This is a genomic window from Planctellipticum variicoloris (assembly GCF_030622045.1).
Classification (GTDB): domain Bacteria; phylum Planctomycetota; class Planctomycetia; order Planctomycetales; family Planctomycetaceae; genus Planctellipticum; species Planctellipticum variicoloris.
Map to the genome: position 1 here is coordinate 345,647 of NZ_CP130886.1, position 22,410 is coordinate 368,056.

16 protein-coding genes are annotated in these 22,410 nt (G+C 63.6%); 12 read left to right on the forward strand and 4 right to left on the reverse strand.

The window, feature by feature from the left end; all coding sequences use genetic code 11:
* Window positions 1-26: 26 nt before the first annotated feature.
* Entirely contained in the window at window positions 27-653 is a 627-nt protein-coding gene (locus SH412_RS01390; RefSeq protein WP_336521713.1) for a hypothetical protein, read from the reverse strand.
* A gap of 16 nt (window positions 654-669) precedes the next feature.
* Window positions 670-3,777: a PSD1 and planctomycete cytochrome C domain-containing protein gene (locus SH412_RS01395; RefSeq protein WP_336521714.1), complete on the reverse strand. Its 3,108-nt coding sequence runs from the start codon at window positions 3,775-3,777 to the stop codon at window positions 670-672.
* Between the two features lie 286 nt (window positions 3,778-4,063).
* On the opposite strand from SH412_RS01395, the gene SH412_RS01400 reads away from it, so the two are divergent.
* The 7 genes from SH412_RS01400 (at window position 4,064) to SH412_RS01430 (ending at window position 11,231) form a co-directional block, all read left to right on the forward strand.
* Window positions 4,064-5,257 carry an aldose epimerase family protein gene (locus SH412_RS01400; protein ID WP_336521715.1) on the forward strand — a complete coding sequence of 398 codons (1,194 nt, stop codon included), beginning with the start codon at window positions 4,064-4,066 and terminating at the stop codon, window positions 5,255-5,257.
* A gap of 136 nt (window positions 5,258-5,393) precedes the next feature.
* Window positions 5,394-5,813 (forward strand): DUF3467 domain-containing protein, encoded by a 420-nt coding sequence (locus SH412_RS01405; RefSeq protein ID WP_336521716.1) that lies wholly within the window; start codon window positions 5,394-5,396, stop codon window positions 5,811-5,813.
* 20 nt (window positions 5,814-5,833) lie between these two features.
* Window positions 5,834-8,356, forward strand: coding sequence for a hypothetical protein (locus tag SH412_RS01410; protein WP_336521717.1), 2,523 nt, complete (start codon window positions 5,834-5,836; stop codon window positions 8,354-8,356).
* Between the two features lie 156 nt (window positions 8,357-8,512).
* Window positions 8,513-8,764 (forward strand): helix-turn-helix domain-containing protein, encoded by a 252-nt coding sequence (locus SH412_RS01415; protein ID WP_336521718.1) that lies wholly within the window; start codon window positions 8,513-8,515, stop codon window positions 8,762-8,764.
* 182 nt (window positions 8,765-8,946) lie between these two features.
* Window positions 8,947-10,326 carry a DUF1501 domain-containing protein gene (locus tag SH412_RS01420; protein ID WP_336521719.1) on the forward strand — a complete coding sequence of 460 codons (1,380 nt, stop codon included), beginning with the start codon at window positions 8,947-8,949 and terminating at the stop codon, window positions 10,324-10,326.
* A gap of 240 nt (window positions 10,327-10,566) precedes the next feature.
* Entirely contained in the window at window positions 10,567-10,881 is a 315-nt protein-coding gene (locus SH412_RS01425; RefSeq protein ID WP_336521720.1) for a DUF433 domain-containing protein, read from the forward strand.
* Window positions 10,881-11,231 carry a DUF5615 family PIN-like protein gene (locus tag SH412_RS01430; protein WP_336521721.1) on the forward strand — a complete coding sequence of 117 codons (351 nt, stop codon included), beginning with the start codon at window positions 10,881-10,883 and terminating at the stop codon, window positions 11,229-11,231. Before SH412_RS01425 ends, SH412_RS01430 begins: the two co-directional genes overlap by 1 nt.
* A 147-nt stretch (window positions 11,232-11,378) precedes the next feature.
* Here SH412_RS01430 and SH412_RS01435 read toward each other — a convergent pair whose 3' ends face one another.
* Window positions 11,379-12,362 carry a poly(ADP-ribose) glycohydrolase gene (locus tag SH412_RS01435; RefSeq protein WP_336521722.1) on the reverse strand — a complete coding sequence of 328 codons (984 nt, stop codon included), beginning with the start codon at window positions 12,360-12,362 and terminating at the stop codon, window positions 11,379-11,381.
* A gap of 135 nt (window positions 12,363-12,497) precedes the next feature.
* Window positions 12,498-13,697, reverse strand: a complete 1,200-nt coding sequence (locus SH412_RS01440; protein ID WP_336521723.1) for a hypothetical protein — start codon at window positions 13,695-13,697, stop codon at window positions 12,498-12,500.
* Between the two features lie 907 nt (window positions 13,698-14,604).
* Here SH412_RS01440 and SH412_RS01445 point away from each other — a divergent pair.
* From SH412_RS01445 to SH412_RS01465, 5 genes are all read left to right on the forward strand, one after another.
* Window positions 14,605-16,653: a PrkA family serine protein kinase gene (locus SH412_RS01445; protein WP_336521724.1), complete on the forward strand. Its 2,049-nt coding sequence runs from the start codon at window positions 14,605-14,607 to the stop codon at window positions 16,651-16,653.
* Between the two features lie 70 nt (window positions 16,654-16,723).
* Entirely contained in the window at window positions 16,724-17,368 is a 645-nt protein-coding gene (locus SH412_RS01450) for a Uma2 family endonuclease (protein ID WP_336521725.1), read from the forward strand.
* A gap of 76 nt (window positions 17,369-17,444) precedes the next feature.
* A complete protein-coding gene (locus SH412_RS01455; RefSeq protein WP_336521726.1) occupies window positions 17,445-18,551 on the forward strand; it encodes a DUF444 family protein in 1,107 nt (368 codons plus the stop codon).
* Window positions 18,552-18,634: 83 nt separating this feature from the next.
* A complete protein-coding gene (locus tag SH412_RS01460) occupies window positions 18,635-20,161 on the forward strand; it encodes a SpoVR family protein (protein ID WP_336521727.1) in 1,527 nt (508 codons plus the stop codon).
* Between the two features lie 663 nt (window positions 20,162-20,824).
* On the forward strand, window positions 20,825-22,348 hold the full coding sequence (locus tag SH412_RS01465) for a sialate O-acetylesterase (protein WP_336521728.1): 1,524 nt from the start codon (window positions 20,825-20,827) through the stop codon (window positions 22,346-22,348).
* Window positions 22,349-22,410: the final 62 nt, after the last annotated feature.

Consider the following 22,410-nt stretch of genomic DNA (forward strand, 5'->3'; position numbering starts at 1 on the left):
GCAGGAGTCTTCAGGGAAACGGTTCGTTACGTGTCGCTCGACAGCTCATCGAGGTCTGGAGGCAGTTCCATCTCCTCGATGACGGTTCTCAAACGAGCCGAAAGTTCTGGAGGAACGCGATTGACCCAAGTTGCGTCAATCAATTTCGCGGACAGCAGGTCTTCCAGATGCACCTGATCTTTCTTGCGAAAGGATGTCAGCTTCATCCGGACGAGCGCTTCCAGAGATAGAAATCGATACTCATCACCTTCGACGGCGTCGCTCAGCTCCGGAGCTGGAAGTAGATAGTCCTTACGAACGAGTTCACCGGCCTTAACGACGTGAACCCCCTCTTCGAAACCGCCATTCGGGCCGTCGAGAAAGAAATCGATCCCCGCCGCATGTCGATAGCGAAATCCGGCAGCGGTCATGGCCTCTGCGGCAGCCGGCAGATCTTCGCGGCGGAGCAGAATGTCGACATCGACTGTGTTGCGAACGGCGCGTGGATTCACTTGTGCGACCCAGGCGGCCACGGCATTCCCGCCGATCACGCAATACGGAATGCCGGCGCCTTCCAGTGCCGAAGCCGTTCGCAGCAATCGTTCTCGCACGAGCTCCACGGCGCGGACCATTCGATCGAGGACTTCGTACCCCATTCCAACGACTTCTGACATCGGTAACGCTCGCTTCCTACTCCTTCGTAATCGTCTCATCCAGATTCAGAATCAGATTGGCGACCATCGTCCAGGCCGCGAAATCCACGATCTCTGCCGTCGACTGCTTCGGAGCGTCGCCGTAGCTGGCGAGTTGCTCGGCAGCCTGGGGATCGGCGGTGAAGCTGGTCCGCTGACGTTCGAGGACTCGCTCGACGACTTCCAGCTCCCGGGGCGTCGGCTTGCGCGAGACTGCCAGGCGGAAGGCGAGGTCGATCCGTTCGGCGGGGGTCGCACCTCCTTCGGCGATCAGTCGTCCGGCGAATTTGCGGGCGGCGTCGACTGACTGGCGCTCGTTCATCAAAGCCAGCGCCTGCAGCGGCGTATTGGTCCGCGGACGGCGGACCGTGCAGTTTTCGCGGCTGGGGGCGTCGAAGGTCAGCATGGTCGGCGGCGGGCTGGTCCGTTTCCAGAACGTGTAGAGGCTGCGGCGATAGATCTTTTCGCCCTCGTCGGCTTTGAAGTCGCGCGTATTGCTGCCGACGAACGCGACCGCTTCCCAGATCCCTTCGGGCTGGGGCGGCTTGACGCTTTTGCCCCCTTCGCGTTCGACGAGCAGGCCGCTGATGGCCAGCAGGGAATCCCGGATGACTTCGGCGTCCAGCCGGAATCGCGGGCCATGCGCCAGCAGGCGGTTGTCGGGATCTTTCGCCAGGACGTCCGGCGTCACTCGCGACGCCTGGCGATACGTGCCGGACATCACCATCCGCTTGTGCATCTTTTTGACGTCCCAGCCGGTGGCGACGAACTCCGTCGCCAGCCAGTCGAGCAGTTCGGGATGGCTGGGCCATTCTCCCTGAGAACCGAAGTCTTCGGCCGTCTTCACGATCCCGGTGCCGAAAAACTGCTGCCAGTAGCGGTTGACCGTGACTCGGGCGGTGAGCGGATGGGCAGGCGAAACCAGCCACTGGGCGAGCCCCAGCCGGTTCGAGGGGGCTCCTTCGGGGAGCGGCGGGAAGACGGCCGGCACGCCGCGCTCGACAGGGTCTCCCTTCTTGTCGTACGCGCCGCGGATGAGGACGAACGCCTGCCGGGGTTGAGGCAGGTCTTCGCTGATCATCGTGGCGGGGATCAGGTTGTCGAGATCGGTCCGGGACTTCTTGAGATCGGCGATCTGCTTGTTGAGCGGGTCGAACGTCGGCCGCGAGCCCGAGTAGACGTATTGCAGGAAGTAGTTGAGGATCTCGGCCTTTTGCGAATCGTTTCGCTTGTCCCCTTCGAGCTTGATCAGTTCGACGATGTTTCCGGGGACGCCATTGGCGTTCTTGCGGACCGACTCTTCCCAGACGAGCAGCGAGTCGAACTTCGACAGGCCCTGAGCCGTGGTCGTCAGCAGTCCGGCCCGATCCCAGTGGACGGTGCCGCCCTGCTGCGTGAAGGCCCAGCCGTTGAGCGACTTTCCGGCCGGCAGTCCGACCAGCTCGGCGTCGACTTCCAGCCGAACCCACTGCCCTGTTGGAGGAAGCGGGCCGCCATGCCGGCGGGCGGGCGTGTTGGACTGTCCCCACGGGATGACGTCTTCGCCCCAGTACATGCGGTGTTCCCACTGGCCGTCGTGGAACTGGAGCATGATCGACTTGGGCGGATTCTGCGGATCGAGATAGACCCAGGCGAACAGCCGGTCCCCCTGGCCGATCTTCAACTCGGGCTTCGCTCCGTTGAAGAAGTGCTGGATCAGGCCGTCTCCGGTCCGAGTATGGGACCGGTGACCGCTGTAGACCGGTCCCTGATCTTTGGTGACCCAGCGCCATTCGTGCCCGCTCTGCTGCGGATTGGCCCCGGAGGGAAGTTCGTCGTCGATCCAGACAAACTCCTGTCGGACGGCGGTCAGCGCGTCGGCGGGCCGGTCTTCCAGGCTGGGATCGCTGTACTTGATCGCCGTCAGAGCCTGCCCGATCTGCTGCTGGGTCTCATTGATCTGTCGGTCGTAATCCTGCAGTTGTTTCGTCTGCTCGGCGGTGGGGAGCTTCATTGTCGGGGGCGGCAGCAGGGCGTTCCCGTCCATCGCCTGGTCGGAGAGACTGTAGAAAAAGGAGTACAGCGAATAGAACTCCTTTTGCGAAATCGGATCGAATTTGTGGCTGTGGCAGACGGTGCAGTTGAGCGTCAGGCCCATGAAGATCGTGCCGATGGCTTCGGTCCGGTCGACGGCGTACCGGACAAGGACCTCGTCGTTGATCGAGCCCCCTTCGCTGGTCGTTACGTTGCAACGGTTAAATCCACTGGCGACCTTCTGTGCGACGGTGGGACTGGGGAGCAGGTCGCCGGCGAGCTGCTCGATCGTAAAGCGATCGAACGGCATGTTGCTGTTGAGAGCGTCGATGACCCACTCGCGATAGGGCCAGAGCGAACGCTCGTTGTCGAGGTGCAGCCCGTGGGTGTCGCCGTAGCGGGCGGCGTCGAGCCAGTAGCGGGCCATGTGCTCGCCGTACCGGGGGGACTGCAGCAGCCGGTCGACCAGGTGCTCATAGGCGTTGGGGGAGGTGTCCGCGAGGAAGGCGTCGACTTCGGCGGGAGTCGGCGGCAGGCCGATCAGGTCGAACGTCAGCCGGCGAATCAGCGTGACGCGGTCCGCTTCCGGGGAGGGCTCCAGTCCCGCCTGTTCCAGCCGCGCAAGGGCGAAACGATCGATGGGATTGCGAACCGCCGCTGCATGCTGGACGGCGGGCGGTTCGGGGCTGCTCGGGGCGATGAAGGCCCAGTGCCCCTGGTATTCCGCCCCCGAAGCGACCCAGCGCTTCAGCAGGTCGATCTGTTCCGCGGTCAGCGATTTGCCGCTCGCTTCCGGCGGCATTTTCAGATTCGCATCTGACGAGACAATGCGGGCGATCAGCTCGCTGGCTTCGAGCTTGCCGGCGACGATCGCCGTCTTGCCCGATTCGACGGCCGCCGTCGCGGCGTCGCGAACGTCCAGACGCAGCCCCCCTTCCCGATGCTTCGGATCGGGGCCGTGACACTGGTAGCAGTTGTTCGAGAGAATCGGACGGATGTCGCGATTGTAGCTGATCGGCCGATCCTCGGCGGCGAGCAGGCCGGCGAACGGGCTGCCGCTCAGCAGAACGAAGGCGCCTATCCAACGAGCCATCGGCAGAATCCTCGGGGCAGAACTGTGCGGGAACGTCATGGGGGGAGGAACAGCAGGCGGGGCGACCCGGCGGCTCGATGAATTTCGGCATCGAGCGCCGCATTCATCAGTATAGGCTGATTCGATGACGGAAGTCCACGCGATTCGTCCGGCGGACGGTCGATGTCCGTTGTCGACCGGTCTTGCGAAAACGCTCCGGCCCTTGCGTGTCCGCGTCCGCAGAAACAAGATACCAGCAGCGACCCCCCATTCATTTCACAGCCTGATCGCTTCGAGGGAGAATCTGATGCCGATGCGGACACTGGCCGGCTGGTGCCTGGCAATGATTCTATGCGCTGCCGGTTGCACCGGTACGAAGCCCGACGAGGCCGCCGGACCGGGAGCCCCCGCCGGACCGGCGCCCGGTTCACCCGAAGCGGCTGCACAGAAAGAAGCGCCGATGCTGACCGTTCAGAAGGAACCATTCGGGACGACGCCCGACGGGGAGGAGATTACTCAGTACACGCTGCAGAACGGCACCGGCATGCAGGTGTCGCTGATCGACTTCGGAGCGACCGTCGTCAACGTCGACGTGCCCGACCGCGACGGCAAGCTGGCAAACGTCAATCTGCGTCATCCGGACCTGGAAGCCTATCTGGTCAACGCGCCGTATTTCGGCGGCATCTGCGGGCGCTACGCAAACCGGATCGCCAACGGCAAGTTCTCGCTCGACGGCACGGAGTACACGCTGGCGACCAATAACAGCGGGCACCATCTGCACGGCGGGCTGATCGGCTTCAACCGGAAAGTCTGGAAGTCCGAACCCGAACAGACCGCCGATTCCGCGTCCGTTCGCTTCACGTATACGAGTCCGGACGGAGAAGAAGGCTACCCCGGCGCCTTGAAGATGGTCGTCGTCTACAGCCTCAATCCCCAGAATGAACTGTCGATCGACTACACCGCCACGACCGACAAGCCGACTGTCCTGAACCTGACCAACCACTGCTACTGGAACCTGGCGGGCGAGGGAACGATTCTCGATCACGATCTGACGCTGATCTGCGACAAATATCTGCCAGTCGACGAAGGGGCGATTCCGACCGGCGAACTCGCTCCAGTGGCAGGGACCGTGATGGACTTCACCACACCTCACAAGATCGGCGAGCGGATCGGCGAAACCGTCAACGGGGGCGGCGGCTACGACCACTGCTACATCATCAACGGCGCCGCGGGAACGCTGCGGCCGGCGGCAAAAATCGTCGAGCCGAAGTCCGGCCGCGTGCTGGAGATCTCGACGACGGAGCCCGCCATTCAGCTCTACACCGGCAACTTCCTGGACGGGACGCCCGCGACCGCCATGGCCCCGAAGAATGGTGCGTTCTGCCTGGAAGCTCAGCACTATCCGGATTCGCCGAATCATCCCGACTTCCCCACGACCCGGTTAAACCCCGGCGAAACCTACCGTCAGACGACCGTTCACAAATTCTCGGTCCAGAAGTAGCCGTCCCGCTCCGCCTGCTGAGAGCGGGGTTTCCCTCTTTGCGCCATCGTTCAGGAGTGCAATACTGAACCGATGGGCCGCCAAACTTCCGCCCGGCAGATCGCCGGACGGGCCGGTCTCTCTGCAGGATCATCCGATGCCGCAAGCGAAGGGTCAGTTCCCTCCCGGTCCAGGTCGCCCCGGCCAGCCCGGTAGCGCCGCCCGTCCCGGTCCGCCGCCGGGACCACAGGGGCGGCCTGCCGCCGGCCCGAACGAACTTCCCCCGGGACAACTGCTCGTCGACGATTCGGCCGTCGCGGAGGGTTACGCCAACTTCTGCCGGGTGCTCAGCACCGCGGAAGAACTGATCCTGGACCTGGGGCTGAATCCCAATCCGCCGAACGGGAACGGAATGGTGGTCAAGGTCTCGCAGCGGGTCATCATGAATCACTTCACCGCCAAGCGGCTGTTGACGACGCTGGCGATGGCGGTTCAGCAGCACGAACAGGCCTTCGGGCCGCTCGAATTGAATGTCGGCAAACGACTCCGATCGCCCGGCGGAGGAGAACGGGCCTGATTCCCCCGCTGGAGGCTCTTGTGGCAGTGTTTCGCGCAGGGTCGATCGTGATCGGCGCGTGTTGCGTGCTCTTCGGAGTCGGCGCTGCACAGGGGGGGGATGATCCTGAGCTACGAGTGTTCTTCGAGCAATTGCGCGGACGAGGGCTGTTCAGCGTCGCTGAAGGCTATGCCCTGCACCGGCTCGCCGATCCGCAGTTGAACGCCGAGATCCGGTCGGACGTGGTCATCGAACTCGCCCGGACATTGGCCGACCACGCTTTTCTGGCGGCCGGAGACGAACAGGCGGACCTGTTTGCCCGCGCCGAGCAGTTGCTGGTTGACGAGCTCGGCCGATCGCCTCCGCCTGAACGCCCCGCGCTGCTCGAAGGCCAGCGAACGGTCGTGCTTGGGCTGCGCGCCGAATCTCGCTGCTGGCCGGCTCGCACCTTCGCGGACGAAGCGTCGCTCCTTCAGCAGGCCCTCGACACGCTCAAGCCCGCGATCGACGAGCTGAAGCACCAGGAAGCACGCGTCGCCGCCTGGAACACCGCCGCGAGTCGCCCGACGCGCATGACCCCGGCCGAAGTCCGCGGCTGGCTGGCGGAGATCCGCTGGTGGCTGGCCAGGCTGCTCCTCTGGCGCGCCGAGCTGACCACGGGGCAGAACCGAAGTTCGGATATCCTCGACGCCGAGGCGGCGGCGCGCCGAGTCGCCGGCGATGACGACGACCTATCCGTCACGGCCCGAGTGATGCTGGCGAGTTGTCAACGCCTCCGCGGAGATCCGGCTCGTGCGGCGGAGATGCTCAAAGCTCTCGAAACCGCCGATCCGCCGCCGTCCGCCGTCGCGGCCGATGCCATTGCGGTCGAACGAGTCCGCCTGGCGCTCGATCAGCAGCGGCCCGATGACGCCGTCCAGGCGGCGGTGTCCTATCGCAGTCGGACGCAGCGCTGGCCGGGCGAACTGGCCTGGTGGCAGCTTGCCGGCCTCATTCAGCTTCGCAACATCGCCGCCGAGCGGCAGGGGGCCGATCTCGCACAGGAGTTTCAATCGGCCGGCGAACAACTCGTCGCGCGGGCCGACCAGCAACTGGGGGGCGTCTGGGGTCAGCGCTGTCGGCAGTTGTGGGAGCTGGCCGAAAACGCCCGAAAGAACGGCCCCGAACTGGATCGCCTGCTCCGCGCCGGCCGCTCGGCCCGGACGGCGCAGCGCTGGACCGAAGCGGAAACCGCCTACCGGGCCGCCTTGCGACTGGCACGCGATCGGGCGAATGATGATGCCAGGATGGAAGCCGGCTGGGGTCTGGCGTCGGTCTTTCTGCAACAGTCCCGCTGGGATGACGCCTCCGCCGAATTCGCGACGCTCGCCCGCGAGCTGAAAGAGCATCCGCAAGCCTCTTCCGCCAGCCTGATGTCGGCCTACGCGCTCGCGCGACGGTTCGATCGGTCTCCAACGCCCGAGCATCGGGCGGCGCTCTTCGCCGATCTCGACCGACATCTCGCCGCCTGGCCGTCGGACAGCACGACGGGAGAAGGCTGGCTGATGCGGGCTCGACTGCTGGAACGCGAGGGGCGATTCGCGGACGCGGCCCGCAGTTTTCTGAAAGTCCCCGTCGATCACCCGCAGCATGAGGACTGCATCGCGCTCGCGGCCCGCTGCTTTCTGCAGGCCGTCGCCGGGAATCCAGCGGAAGCGGGTGTGACTGCCGAAGTCGCGCTGTCCGAACTCGCGGAGCCGCTGGCGGCGCTGAAATCGGATGGCCCCGGCTGGACGGTCTCGCAGGCGGAATTTGCGATTCAGGCGGCCCGGCTCTGGCTGGCCGTCGAGCCGCCCCGCTACGCCCGGGCCGCTGCACTCCTGGCGACATTTCAAGAAGCCCGGCCGGTCGCCGATCTGACCGCCGTGCAGCGCAGCCGCTGGGATCTCCTCAAGGCCGAAGCCGTTCCGGTGCAGATCGTCGCCCTGGCGGGCGAAGGACGCGGCAGCGCCGCCGAGGCTCTGGCGACGCAGTGGGATTCCGCTCCGCCCGACAAATTGCTGACGCTGATGAAGACGCTGGTCGAAGTCCGGCAGTCAGTCCGCGCCGAACTGCAGCCCCGCCTGACAAGCCTGCTGCTGAAAACCATCGAGCGGGTTGCCGATGCACGGAAGACGGTTCCCCCGGAGCGAAGGCGGGAGTGGGATCTGGCGCTGGTGGACGCCCATCTGGCGTCGGGACAGTTTCACCGGGCGTCGCGCGTGCTGGAAGATCTGGTTCGAGCCAATCCGCAGGATCTCGAACTGGCCCGGCTCGCGGTCAAGCTGCTGGCCGATGTCAAGACGCCGGAAGCCGACGCGGTGCGCGAGCTCACCTGGTCGCGACAGGAGGCGACGTCGAAGCCGGGCTCTTCCGACTGGATCGCCGCACGTCTGGGTCGCATCGAAGCGATGCTCGATTCCGGCCAGACCCCGGAAGCGGGGAAACTGTTCAAAGTCACCGCCCTGCTCTACCGGCGGCAGAGCCCGCCGGAGCTGCAGCAGAAGTTCGATGCGCTGGAGGGGCGGCTGAAGGCAGAGCCGTGAGTCCATACGACTCTCCCGGCGTTGGGGATGGTGTGCGAGTGTGAGAAATCTGACCCCGTGTCAGCCGCACTGAATCACCGAAATCGATTCTAAAACAGCGAGTCATTGTCTTGTTCCCTCTCGAGCATTCGAACGCGGGCGAGGGATAGGGATTGGGTGTCTTTTCTTCCCGTCTACTGGGATCCGTTGGATATCGACGTCCTGAAGTTTTTGCGGGAACTGCGCGTCTCTTCCGGCAAGTCGGCGAAAGAAGTCGCCGACGCCATGCCCATGAACAGCGGCAACTACTCGCGGCTGGAGCGAGGCCAGGGGAATCCTACGGTGGAAACGCTGGAGCGCCTGGCGAATGCGATCAACGCCGAACTGATTGTTTCCGTTCGGCCGCGAGCGACGTCGGGCGCGAAGTAGTTCTGGCATCGGCGACGGTGATCCGCGATGACGGCCGGGCACGGCGGCCGTGGGACCGTCGGCGGACGAGGACGTCCACCGTACGGGGGCCGGGCGCGCCCGGCCCCCGACTCCCTCTGGACTCCACGCCATTCATCAGGCACAATTGATCCGTTCCATCCCAGCCCCGGACCGGAGGCGGCATGATGCATCGCAGCGCGCTCACCCGACGGCAGGCGCTGGTCGCGGGCAGCGTCGGGATCTGCGGGCTCGACCTGGCCCGGCTGTCGCAATTGCGCGCCGACGTCGCCCCCCGCGCAAAATCCTGCGTCTTCCTCTTTCTCTTCGGCGGCCCCAGCCACATCGATCTGTGGGACATGAAACCCCACGCCCCCGCGGAGATCCGCGGCGAGTTCCGGTCGATCGCCACGTCGACGCCGGGCATCCCTCTCTGCGAGCACCTGCCGCTCCTCGCGCGGCAGACGCACCACCTCTGTCTGCTGCGATCGATGACCCACAAGATGCCCGTGCACGGGCCGGCCTGCAGCGAGATTACGACCGGACGGGAATATTTCGGGCCGCCGGTCACCGATCAGGCGACCCCCGAGGACTGGCCCTCGCTCAGCGCCCTCGTCACCCGCTACGGCCAGTCCCCCGCCGGCCTTCCCCCCGCCGTCGTCCTGCCGTGGTACGCGCAGTTCGTCGGCCAGGACAAGCGGATCGCCGGCCAGACCGGCGGACGGATGGGAAACGAGTTCAACCCCTTCCTGATGGAGGGAGACCCGACGCGCCCCGATTTCCGCGTGCAGGGGCTCGAACTTCCTCCCGACGTCTCCAGCACCCGCTTCGACCGCCGGCGGAAACTCCGCACAGAACTGACCCGCCTGGAACGGATCGCCGACGGAACCGCGCTGGGGGATCTGTCTGACCGGCATTACGCCGCGGCGTTCACGACCATCGAGCGGGCCAGCTCGGCGGGGGCATTCGATCTGCAGCGCGAACCGCAGTCTCAACGGGACGCCTACGGTCCGTCGAAATTCGGCCAGAGCCTGCTGGCAGCCCGGCGGCTGGTGGAGGCTGGCATTCCGCTGGTCACCGTCAACTGGGACGACGACTCGCGCAGCGACAAGGTCTCGCCCCACTGGGACACGCACCACAACAATTTCGCCCGGCTGAAAGACAATCTCTGCCCGCCGTTCGATCGAGCGCTGTCGACGTTTCTGGCGGACCTGGATCAACGCGGCTTGCTGGAGAGCACGCTGGTCGTCGCCTCGGGAGAGTTCGGGCGGACGCCGCGGATCGGCCTGATCACCCAGAACGGCATGACGGAGGCGACGGGCCGGGATCACTGGCCGCACGCGTTCACAGTCCTGCTCGCCGGCGGCGGCGTGCGGGGCGGTCAGATCTACGGCTCGACGAACCGCCACGGGGCGTTTGTGGAAGACAAGCCGGTCACCCCCGCGGACCTCTCGGCGACGGTGTTGAGTCATCTGGGGATCGATCCGGAGCGGGAGTACCACGACCAGTTTCAGCGAGTCCCGCGGCGATTGTCGGAGGGACGGGTGATTCGGGGGTTGGGGTGAGATTGAACGGCAGGCGGTTGCTGAGCGGCGACCCGTCTGCGGCGATTCAACTTCGTGTGGCATTGCCGCCGCGACAGGGTGCGGACGGACAATCATCGCCCGCCTGTGAGATCTGATGGGCAGGCTTCGATCGGGGTTGCTTCGCGAGCGGAGCAGTCGACAGAATATCAGACGAGTGACTTGACCGTCGAGAAAGGCTGGATTTGTCGCCGGCCTGAGCCACGCGAGGATCTGCGTTCCATGTCCGCGACCATCAGCTACCCTCATCTGACCAATGATCCAGACGGAACGGTCCGGATCGCCGAGACTCGCTACAAAGTACGTCATCTGGCGGCCGAACAGTACTTCTATGGATGGTCGGCTGAGGAACTGCTGCGGCAGCATCCCGATCTGCGTCCAGCCGAGGTCTATGCCGCTCTGACTTACTTTCACGACCATTACGACGAGCTCGTGGCGTCGATCGAGCAAACAGCCAGTGACCATGACCGCGTCCCGATCGCTCAGGCGTTGTCGCGGGAAGAGCTACTGAAGCGTCGAGCAGCGCAGGGGGCGTGATGGCCCTCAAGCTCTACGTGGATGTCCATGTCCCCGCGAGTCTGACACGGACGCTTCGCAGCAGGTCCATCGACGTTCTGACGAGCCAAGATGACGGGACTCGAGACGTCGACGACGAAACGCTGCTGTTGCGCGCCGTCTCTCTGGACCGGTTACTGATGACTCAGGACGAGGACTTCCTTGAGATTGCCTCCCGATGGCTGCAATCCGGCCGGGAGTTCCCCGGCCTGTTCTTTGCCCGTCAGGGTCAGCCAATCGGGCGGATGGCAACCGATCTCGAACTCTGTCTGACCTGCTGTGCAGCGGATGAACTCAGGAATCGAGTGATCTACTTGCCGCTGCAGTCGTAGAGCGCATTCGATGGAGTACCGGCGCAAGGTGCTGGCGGCGTGTGATACGGGCGGCAGGACAATGGCGGTGGCTCAGCGATTCCGAGTCAAAGAAGGGCGGGTCCGGCAGATCAAACAGGAACGGCGTGAGCTGGGCAAGACGGGCCATCAATTCCCATCCGACACCCCCCACTCGAATCCCCGCTGTACGAGCCGATCCAGGAGTTCCGACACGTTCGACGTCGCGTCGCGGAGTTGCTCGTACTGCCGGCGGGCGGCCTCGACCAGTTCGACCCCGGACTCATCGAACGCCCAGAAGACGGTCTCCACGCCGGCCAGGTCGGCGGCGAGCGACTGCAGGATCGTCATGAGCGTGCGGTTGCCTCCGAAGGCGCCGCACCCCCAGAAACCGGTGTGGATCGTCGTCCGCGGGCCGCCGGAGACGATCCGTTCACTCTCCTGCCGGGCCGCTGAGAAACCTGTGAACGCCGTGCTCAGAATGTCGTCCAGTTCTCCGCGACGGTAGGCGCCGCTTCCCCCGTCCGGCGCGGCCATCGCCAGGATGTTGCTGACCGTCGGCGGCGCGAGCGCTTGCGTGGCGGCCGCCACCAGCTCGGCGGGGGCTCGGGCGAACGCGTTTCCGTAGAGACCGTGGCGGCGTCCCGCTGCTGCATCCGGCCGCGTCTCGATGACGCACCGGCGCTGCACGCCGGTGATCGTGATCGGCGTGGGGCTCCCTTGACGGTCGACGGTCCGCGGCTCGTTCCCCGCGGCAACCAGTGCGTCCCGCAAGGATCCGAGCACCGGGTGTTCGGCCACCTGCAGTTCGTCCTGCGCCAGCAGAGGCGAATCGTAGGCGACGAACAGGAGGGGGTCGGCGAAGTTCACGTGCCAACTGGCTGTTGTCGAATCCGCGGGTCGCTCGTACGCGAACACTCCCTGACGGATCGAAAACGGCGGCCGGGCCTGGAGTACGCCGAGCGGCTGTTGCGTCGGCCAGCGGGCATAGTTCACCTCCCCTTCGAAGGGGAATCCGGTGGAACAGGCGATCTCGTAGACCACCCGCTTGTTCTTGTGTCCCATTCGCGGCGGAGAGTCGCGGATGAGACGCCCGGCGTCAAAACTCGCCGACTCCAGCGGCTTCCATTCCATGATCGGCTCCTCGGAGGAAACACGCACCGGGATGACGGCGTCCGCGAACGATCAGTCGGTTGAAGTCACGTGTGCCACGGCTGTGTCAGCCGTGAGAGCGCTCCAAGTCCCTTGGAAACCTTCGGCCGGCGAGAGTCAGCGTATGCCCAACGGGTTCCCCAGATCGGCTTGTGCTCCGTGCATCGCTTCCCACTTTGTTTTCTGCTCCGGGGTCAGGATTTCGAGCAAGTCGGATTGTTCCTTTTGCCTGTGAGTCTCAGATTCTCCCGGCTTCGGCAGCAGACTTCGATTGCCGATGGATTCCCGCCGATATTCGTCCATCGTCTCGCGGACTCGGGTTCGCTGCTCCCGGCTGAGACCCAGTCCGTTTGCCACGTCCGGATGAGCGAGCACACTCATTCCCCTCTGCTGGAGAATGACCTCCTGCAGCCGATTCCATTGCGAGACCGTCAGCGAAGATTTGACCGTGTCAACGATTTGTCGGGATTGCCGCCTCCGATCTTCCGGAGAGCTGGCCTCCCACATTAAACGGAACGTCTCGCCTCGGCTCTTGTTCCCTTCCCGCTCGATTGCTTCCAGCGATTGCACGAGCGCTGCGGCTTCGTCTTCCGCCATACCCAGTTCCTTTTGAACTTCCGTCGCAATGACCAGATGAAAGGGAAAGCGTTTCATAAACTTCGGAACCTCGATCGGAGCGCCGGTCATCGCTTGCCATTGTCTCGCCTGATCCGGCGTCAGAATAGCCAGCAGATCGGCCTTGTATTTGTCCAGTCGAGTCGCTGCCGCTTCATCGCCCGGTCGTGGCGTGCCCCCCGCGAAACCGCTGCGGCTCGTCGGACCCGCCCGCCGAAATTCCTCTTTGATCGTCTCCAGCGTTTTCTGCTGTTCGGCAGTCAACGCCAATCGCCGGGCGATCTCAGGATTCAACAACGCGACTCCACCCCGGTCCTGCAGCTCCAGTTGCTGAAGACGTTGGAATTGTTCCTCGCTGAGAGACTTCTGTATGGTTGCTTCAGACTTCCGCTTGACCTCCTCCTGAATTGCCATTTCGCGGGCGAATTCCTGCTGCTTGTCCTCCGGCGTGCGAAACGCGGGGTGTGTCGGGTCAATCTCGCGCAGCAAATCCAGCAACCTTTTCGACTCGGGTTCGGCTAGCCCCAGCTCCGTCTGAACTCGCGGGTTTGCAAGCAGGTTGATCAGAGTCGATCCACTGGAGCTGTAATCCGGCGACCGGGGAGTCTCGCTGAGGTCAGCGCCCTCCTGCGCCACCGCAGCGGCGGCGAATGCCAGGATCATTCCGACTGTAAAGGCGCCACGAATCCTGTACGTCGACATCTTCTCTTCTCCGAAAACTCGCGCGGGTGCCACTGCTGGACCGTCCGCGGGCCAGCAGTGCTCTTCTCGATTCATCAAGCAGCCGACACTCCCGAACTCCAACCGGACTTGCTCGTTCGATCTGAAGATCCTCTCACGAGAATACTGTACAAGACGAGCAGCCGCTACATGGAATGCCGGAGATGCAATCAGGACCTCGTCGCCACCCGTCACGAAGACAGTGGAACGGGCAGGAAGAGTTTGAGCGGGTCGTCGAGGACCGGCTCGAAGCCGTGTTGGCGGTAGAACGCGGCGGCGGGTTCTTCCTTTACGCGGACGAGCAGCATGACCGGAGATTGGTAAAGAGCACGGCCGACACGGCCGTGGCACACGGAGGTGCGTCGGCCACCCGCCGGCCCGCCCGCCCGACAGATGTTCGCCCGAGATTATTTGCATTCGCGAAGTTGGTCTTGTCGAGAGTCTTCCGGATGCGATAATTCCGGTACAGGCGGAGTTTGATCCGCTGGGATGACGGCTCAGCCTGTCGAACGCGTCCGCGCGACGCTCCGGGACCGTTGTTCTTTCGCACCCCTGATGCCGGGACCAGGAAGGTCGGCTCTCTTCCTCGGGGTGCATTCCCCTTGCCACCCGCAGGAAGCCTGCGAAGCAGTCGCTGCCGCAGGAGCCCCGCCGACCCAAAGGTCTGGACGGCGTTGAATCCGACGGCGGAGGGCCGTCGCACACCGATGAGCTTGCCACATCGTTTCCGAATTCTTCCGCAGACTTGCCCCTGTTGACCGAGTCGAGGTCGAGCCGCGAATCCCGGTGGGGAAATTCGCCGGGATCGCGTCCTGTTGATGTCGAACACCACCCGCTCGCGGGATAGCACAGGCCGCCTGTGCGCGGGCCAGAACGTCAGGAGAGAATCATGGCCACAGGACGTGAATTGCTGGAAAAAATTGCGGCCGACCAGGACGCCGAGGCCTACCGGCACGAGCACTGGCAGGGCTCGTTCGACGAGTACCTCGACATCGTCCGGCAGCACCCCCAGGTCACCCGCTCCGCCCACCAGCGGATGTACGACATGGTCGTCTCCTACGGGTCGTACCCCATCGAAGAAGGCCGCCGGGACGGTTTGCTCCGGTATCGATTCTTTGACGACCCGGACCACAACGGCGAAGACGCGATCTTCGGACTGACCGAACCGCTCTCGCAACTGGTCAGCGTCTTCCGCAGCGCCGCCCTCAAGTACGGCAGCGAACGCCGCGTTCTGCTGCTGCACGGCCCGGTCGGCAGCTCCAAGAGCACGATCGCCCGCCTGCTGAAACGGGGGCTGGAACGCTACAGCCGGAAGCCCGAAGGGGCGTTGTATTCGTTCGGCTGGAAGCAGGACGATGGCAGCGTCATCTGGGATCCGATGAACAGCGAACCGCTGCAGCTTGTCCCGCACGACCAGCGGGAAAAGTTCTGCGCCATCCTCAACGAGGGTCGCAATCCCGACAAAGACTACTGCGTCGAAATCGCCGGCGACGTCTGTCCCCTCTCCCGCTTCTACTTCCGCGAAAAACTCGCCGAGACCGGCGGAGACTGGATCAAGGTCCTCGACTCCATCGTCGTCCGCCGATTCTTCCTCTCCGAAGCCGACCGCATCGGCGTCGGCACCTTCCAGCCCAAGGACGAAAAGAATCAGGACTCGACGGAACTGACGGGCGACATCAACTACCGCAAGATCGCCGAGTTCGGCAGCGAATCCGATCCGCGGGCGTTCAACTTCGACGGCGAATTCAACGTCGCCAACCGCGGCATGATCGAGTTCATCGAAGTCCTGAAGCTCGACGTCGCCTTCCTCTACGACCTGCTGGGCGCCTCGCAGGAACACAAGATCAAGCCGAAGAAGTTCGCCCAGACCGACATCGACACGGTGATCCTGGGACACACGAACGAGCCCGAGTACCGCAAGCTGCAGTCCAACGAGTTCATGGAGGCCCTCCGCGACCGGACCGTGAAAATCGACGTCCCCTACGTCACCAAACTCGCCTACGAACTGCGGATCTACGAAAAGGACTACAACCCGCGCCGCGTCAAAGGCAAACACATCGCCCCGCATACGCTGGAGGTCGCCGCGATCTGGGCCGTGCTGACCCGGCTGGAAGAGCCGAAGCATCACGGCCTGACCCTGCTGCAGAAACTGAAGCTCTACAACGGCAAGAGCCTGCCGGGCTTCACGACGGAGAACGTCGAACAGCTCCGCCGGGAAGCCCGGCAGGAAGGGATGCTGGGGATTTCCCCGCGCTATGTGCAGGACAAGATTTCGAACGCGCTGGTCAACAACGCCGACGCGACCTGCATCAACCCCTTCATGGTCCTCAACGAACTGGAGGCCGGCCTCCGGCATCACTCCCTGATCCAGAGCGAAGAAGTCCGCGACGCGTACCGCCGGCTGATCTCGGTCGTCAAAGACGAGTACACGGACGTGGTCAAGAACGAAGTCCAGCGGGCGATTGCCGCCGACGAAGAGGCGCTCTCGCGGCTGTGTGGAAATTACATCGACAACGTCAAGGCGTATACGCAGCGTGAGAAGGTCCGGAACAAGTTCACGGGCCAGGACGAGCAGCCGGACGAACGGCTGATGCGCTCGATCGAGGAGCGGATCGACATCCCGGAAACGCGGAAGGACGACTTCCGCCGGGAGATCATGAACTACATCGGCGCGCTGTCGCTGGACGGCAAGAAGTTTGATTACAAGACGAACGAGCGGCTGCACAAGGCGCTCGAACTGAAGCTGTTCGAAGATCAGAAAGACACGATCAAGCTGACGACGCTGGTGTCGAACGTGGTCGACAAGGACACGCAGGAGAAAATCGACATCGTCAAATCGCGTCTGATCCGCGACTTCGGCTACAACGAAGAATCGGCCTCCGACGTGCTGCAGTACGTGGCCAGCATCTTCGCCCGCGGCGACGCGAAGCGGGAGTAGCAGAAAGATTCACCGCAACGACTCTCGTAGGGTGGGCTCCCGCCCATCGATTCTCAGAAGGCATGAAACCGTGTCAACAATCCATCCAGAACCCGAACTCGCCCCCCGCCGCCGCCCCTCGCGGCGCGGCGAGCCGACATGGGAACTGGGGGTCGATGCGCCCCGACAAGGCGCGTGGACGGAGGAGGATTATCTGGCGCTCGACAGCAACCGGCTGATCGAGTTCACCGACGGGATCCTGGAGTTCCTGCCGATGCCGAAGCTGTCCCATGCCCGGATTTCGCGATTCGTGTCGGATCTGCTCCGTCGCCACGTGGAGACGCGGCAGCTCGGCGAAGTCTTCTGGGCGCCGGTCAGCGTGAGGTTGCGGTCCGGCAAACTGCGGGAGCCGGACGTGTTCTTTCTGAGAACAGGTCATCCGCGGACCGCCGATGTGCCTGACGGCGCAGACCTGGTGATAGAGATCGTCAGTCCCGACGCCCAGAGTCGGAAACGAGACTTCGAGGAGAAGCGAGTTGAATACGCTGAATCGGGTATCCCCGAATACTGGATCGTCGACCCGGAGACCGAAACGATTACGGTTCTGACACTGCTCAAGGGGGCAACCGAGTACGAGGTGTCGAGTGAATCCAAGGCGGGGGACGTGGCTGCCTCGATCCTGCTGCCCGGCTTTGTGGTGGATGTCACGGCCTGCTTCGCGGCAGGAAAGGGCTGAGCCATGGCAAAGCAGACACCATCAACAGTCTTTCACCAGCCACGAACCACTCACCACTAGCCACTCTGGTGTTTTCATGACCCGCTCCATCGATCGCGATTCCCAACGGTTCAAAGAAATCGTGCGGGGCAAGGTGCGCCAGGGGCTCAAAAAATACATCACCCATAGCGAAATGCTCGGCCGCAAAGGTCGCGAAGTCGTCTCCATCCCCGTTCCCAGCATCGACATCCCCCACTTCCGCCACGGCAAAAAAGGCTCGGGCGGCGTCGGCCAGGGCGAAGGGGAAGTCGGCCAGCCGATTGGTAAGGGACAGGACGAAGGAGACGGCCAGGGCCAGGCGGGGGATGAAGCGGGCCGGCACGTCCGCGAGGCCGAACTGACCCTCGAAGAACTCGCCCAGATGCTCGGCGAAGAACTGCACCTGCCCCGGATCCAGCCCAAGGGGGACGAAAACCTCCGGACCATCCGCACCCGCTATAACAGCATCAGCCCCACCGGCCCCAAATCCCTCCGCCACTTCAAGCGGACCTACAAGCGTGCGCTCCGCCGGATGATCGCCTCCGACGAGTACGATCCCCGCAAACCGATTATCATCCCCACCCGCGAAGACGAACGCTTCCGCTCCTGGACCGACGAGTCGCTCCCCGAAGCGAACGCGGCGATCCTCTACATTATGGACGTCTCTGGCTCGATGACGGACGAGCAGAAGGCGATCGTCCGGACCGAAGCCTTCTGGATCGACACCTGGCTGCAGAGCCAGTACGACGGCCTGCAGCGGCGATACATCGTCCACGACGCCGTCGCCCACGAAGTTGACGAGGACACCTTCTACCGCACCCGCGAAAGCGGCGGCACCCGCATCTCCAGCGCCTACGTGAAAGCGCAGCAGATCATCGAACGGGACTTCCCCGTCGCCCAGTGGAACATCTACATCTTTCAGTTTTCGGACGGCGACAACTGGGGCGAAGACAATTCGAACTGCATGAAGCTCCTGCAGGATCCGCTCATTCCGTCCGCGAACCTCTTCTGCTACGGCCAGGTCGAAAGCCCCTACGGCTCCGGGGACTATCTGAAAGAGCTGAAGAAGATTCAGGGGAAGTGGGACAACCTGATCCTCAGCGAGATCAAAGATCGAGACGGGATCTACGAGTCGATCCGGACGTTTCTGGGGAAGGGGAAATGACGGGGACGGCAGTCCGTTCGCTGGACGGAATTCGGCTGAGTCCGAAGAAATCTGCTGTTGCTGTATGCTGAAGGAACTCCGCCATGTCCATCTCCACCTATCGCGCGCTGCCGCCGGAAATCCAGGACATCCAGGCCGAAATGGAGGCCCACGCCAGGGCTTACGGCCTCGACTGCTTCGAAACGATCTTCGAGATGCTCAACCTCGAAGAACTCTGCATGTTCGCCGCGTACGGCGGCTTCCCCACGCGCTACCCCCACTGGCGCTTCGGGGCCGAGTACGACGAGCTGCTGAAGACCCACATGTACGGTCTCCAGCGGATTTACGAAATGGTGATCAACAACGATCCCTGCTACGCCTACCTCCTCAACACCAACGAACTGTCGGACCAGAAGCTGGTCATCGCCCACGTCTACGGCCACTGCGATTTCTTCAAGAATAACGCCTGGTTCTCCCACACGAACCGGAAGATGCTCAATCAGATGGCCAACCACGCCACCCGGATCACGCGCTACGTGGAACGCGTCGGCTACGAAAAGGTCGAAGAATTCATCGACGCCTGTCTGTCGCTCGAAGACCTCATCGATCCTCATTCGGTCCACATCCGCCGGCAGCCCGAAATTTCTCCGGTGCCCCATGCCGCGCTGCTGCGTGAGGACGACTTCGAGTACCTGCAACAGGAATCCCGGCTCCCCGCCAAGGGCTATCTGCAGCCGTTCATCAATCCGCCCGAAGTGCTTCAGAAGGAAGCCGAGGACCGCCACAAGGCCGAGGAAGAACGGGAACGCAAGCGATCCTTTCCCGACGAACCGCAGCGGGACGTGCTCCTGTTTCTGCTGCAGCACGCGCCGCTCAAAGACTGGCAGCACGACATTCTGTCGATCATCCGCGACGAGGCCTATTACTTCGCCCCGCAGGGCCAGACGAAGATCATGAACGAGGGCTGGGCCTGCTTCTGGCATACGACGCTGATGACCCGGCACGGGCTGACCGACGCCGAGGTGATCGACTACGCCGACCACCACAGCGGTACCGTGGCGATGAGCCCGCAGCGGATCAACCCCTACAAGATCGGGCTGGAGCTGTTTCGCGACATCGAAGAACGCTGGAACACCGGACGCTTCGGCGCCGAATACGACCACTGCGACGACCGCGAAACCAAACGCAAGTGGGACAAGCAACTCGGGCTGGGACGGGAGAAGATCTTTGAAATCCGCAAGGTCCACAACGACGTGACGTTCATCGACACCTATCTGACCGCCGAGTTCTGCGAGAAGCACAAGATGTTCTCGTTCGCCTACAATGACGACAGCGAGAACTACGAAATCGCGTCCCGGGAATTCGTCGAGATTAAGCAGCAGCTTCTGAACAGTCTGACCAATCACGGCCGGCCCTTCATCTACGTCGTCGACGCCAACCACCGCAACCGGGGCGAGCTCTACCTGGCTCATCGCGACCAGGGAGTCGAACTGCGGCAGGACTACGCGCAGGATACGCTGACGAATCTGCAGAAGCTCTGGGCCCGGCCTGTGCACATCGAGACTATCATCGACGACCAGCCTGCGGTGATCTCCTTTGACGGGACGCACCACCAGACGAAGCCGAAGTAGCGGCCGGTCGGCGGATCATGCCTCTCAGTTGTGCAAATCTGCCGCCGTCGCCCGACGCGGTCTGTTGTCATCTCGTCACCAGGTCGACACAGCGATCGGGGAGGGCTTTTGTACGCGCCGGGATGGCGGAACGCGGCGCAACGGGGGCCGTCGCCGGGCATGAGGCTCCCGGCCAAACTCAGCTCGACTTGGCAGCGCGGTCGCTGGCGTGACAGTCGGTTCGGCTTCGCAGATAGCATGCCAGGCAGAGAAACAGCAAGATGGCCGCGGTAACGGCTGCAGCCGATTGGAAAAGGAATGCGACGTGCGTCATGATTTTCTCCTGCGTCTTTGCGATGAACGAGCAATCTGCAGGAACGATCGCAGCGAGCGATAAAGTCGTGCTGAAGCGAACTTAAAACCCGCCTCATCTCCGCTCAAAGACGCAGATAAACCGGAACTTATCTCCGGCTTCCGATCGCTCATGTCTCCGAGCAATCGGAAGCATCCTGGTGACCGAAGGCGATCCAGGGATCGCCAATGTCCGGTTCATCCGGGCGCCAGTCCGTTGAAGTATTCCTACCGGCACTGGCGCAATTCCCTTTCCGCTCGCGTCGCCAGCGAGCGTCTGGTTCAATACCGGCACATCTCGTTCACAATGTGGCGTACAGCAGGGAGCCGGAAATGATGCGTCGAATTCTGAGTGCGTTTTGTCTGATCGCCTTGACGGCGATCCCGGCCATCGCTCGGGCCGATGTCCGACTGCCCGCACTCTTTTCCGATCACATGGTTCTGCAGCAGGGGCAGCCTGTTTCCGTCTGGGGCTGGGCCGATGCCGGCGAAGCGGTGACGGTTTCCGTCGCCGGTCAGTCGGTCCGGGCCACTACCGGCGACGACGGGAAGTGGCGCGTCGCGCTCCAGCCGCTCGAAGTGGCCGAAGGGCTGGAATTGAAAGTCGCAGGCAAGAATTCGCTGACCGTCAAGGACGTCCTGGTGGGCGAAGTCTGGCTCGGATCGGGCCAGTCGAACATGGCGATGACGGTCTCCCGTTGCAACAGCGTTGCGGAAGAACAGCAGGCCGCCCGGCTGCCGAATCTGCGGATGTTCACGGTCACCTCCGGACCGGCGACTTCGCCGCAAGATGAGTGCAAGGGGCAATGGGTCGTCTGCTCGCCTGAAACGGTCGGCAACTTCTCCGCGACGGCGTATTTCTTCGGGCGCGAAATTCATCGGGAACTGCAGGTCCCGGTCGGGCTGATCAACTCTTCGGTCGGTGGAACTGGGATCGAGGCCTGGACCGATCTCGAAGTCCAGCAGCGCGACCCGGAGTTGAAGCCGATCCTGGGCGAGTGGGAAGATCGCATTGCCGCGTACAATGCGGGTCGGGCCAGGCAGCAGTACGAGAGGGCGCTTGCGGCCTGGAAGACGAAGGCCGAGGCGGCTCGGGCCGCAGGCAAGCTCCTGCCCCGTCGGCCGCAGGTCCCGGTGGAACCGCGGCAGGATCGCAACCATCCGGGCAATCTGTTCAACGGCAAAATCGCCCCCCTGATCCCGTACGCCGTGCGCGGGATGGTCTGGTATCAGGGCGAGCATAACACCCGCCCGGAAACCGCGACGCTGTACCACCGGCAGTTGACGCTGCTGATCACCGACTGGCGGATCCGCTGGGGCCAGCCGGAGCTGCCGTTCGCCTGGGTGCAGCTTCCGAACTTCATCGCCCCGGAAACCCGCGACTGGCCGTCGGTCCGCGAAGGGATGCTGCAGACCCTGGAGCAGCCCCACACCGGGATGGCGATCGCGATCGACGTCGGCGATCCGAAGGACATTCACCCGAAGAACAAACAGGAGATCGGCCGACGACTGGCCCTGTGGGCTCTCCACGACGTCTACGGTCGCGACATCCCGTCGTCCGGTCCGATTCCGACTGAGACGACGCTGGAGGGCCGGAGCCTGGAGGTCCGCTTCAAGCACGCTGACGGCGGCCTGGAACTGCGCGGCGAGCATGCGGGCTTCGAAGTCGCCGGAACGGATGGCGTCTGGAAAACGGCCGAAGCTCGCGTCGAAAGTGATACTCTGACGCTCTCCAGCCTGGACGTCCCACAGCCGCACGCCGCCCGCTACGCCTGGTCGAACAATCCGACTGCGGTTCTGTTCAACAAGGCCGGCCTGCCCGCGACGCCGTTCCGGACGGCGCTGCCGAAGCCGTGACGTGTCCGACGGCACGGTCGCCGCGCGGCTCTCCAGCGATTCGATCCACGCTGCGATTGTTG

What these genes read in the sequence shown, in the direction of transcription:
- SH412_RS01390 (WP_336521713.1), bottom strand. Translation starts at nt 653, where the DNA reads ATGTCAGAAGTCGTTGGAATGGGGTACGAAGTCCTCGATCGAATGGTC.
- SH412_RS01395 (WP_336521714.1), bottom strand. Translation starts at nt 3,777, where the DNA reads ATGGCTCGTTGGATAGGCGCCTTCGTTCTGCTGAGCGGCAGCCCGTTC.
- SH412_RS01400 (WP_336521715.1), top strand. Translation starts at nt 4,064, where the DNA reads ATGCCGATGCGGACACTGGCCGGCTGGTGCCTGGCAATGATTCTATGC.
- SH412_RS01405 (WP_336521716.1), top strand. Translation starts at nt 5,394, where the DNA reads ATGCCGCAAGCGAAGGGTCAGTTCCCTCCCGGTCCAGGTCGCCCCGGC.
- SH412_RS01420 (WP_336521719.1), top strand. Translation starts at nt 8,947, where the DNA reads ATGATGCATCGCAGCGCGCTCACCCGACGGCAGGCGCTGGTCGCGGGC.
- SH412_RS01425 (WP_336521720.1), top strand. Translation starts at nt 10,567, where the DNA reads ATGTCCGCGACCATCAGCTACCCTCATCTGACCAATGATCCAGACGGA.
- SH412_RS01430 (WP_336521721.1), top strand. Translation starts at nt 10,881, where the DNA reads ATGGCCCTCAAGCTCTACGTGGATGTCCATGTCCCCGCGAGTCTGACA.
- SH412_RS01435 (WP_336521722.1), bottom strand. Translation starts at nt 12,362, where the DNA reads ATGGAATGGAAGCCGCTGGAGTCGGCGAGTTTTGACGCCGGGCGTCTC.
- SH412_RS01440 (WP_336521723.1), bottom strand. Translation starts at nt 13,697, where the DNA reads ATGTCGACGTACAGGATTCGTGGCGCCTTTACAGTCGGAATGATCCTG.
- SH412_RS01445 (WP_336521724.1), top strand. Translation starts at nt 14,605, where the DNA reads ATGGCCACAGGACGTGAATTGCTGGAAAAAATTGCGGCCGACCAGGAC.
- SH412_RS01455 (WP_336521726.1), top strand. Translation starts at nt 17,445, where the DNA reads ATGACCCGCTCCATCGATCGCGATTCCCAACGGTTCAAAGAAATCGTG.
- SH412_RS01460 (WP_336521727.1), top strand. Translation starts at nt 18,635, where the DNA reads ATGTCCATCTCCACCTATCGCGCGCTGCCGCCGGAAATCCAGGACATC.
- SH412_RS01465 (WP_336521728.1), top strand. Translation starts at nt 20,825, where the DNA reads ATGATGCGTCGAATTCTGAGTGCGTTTTGTCTGATCGCCTTGACGGCG.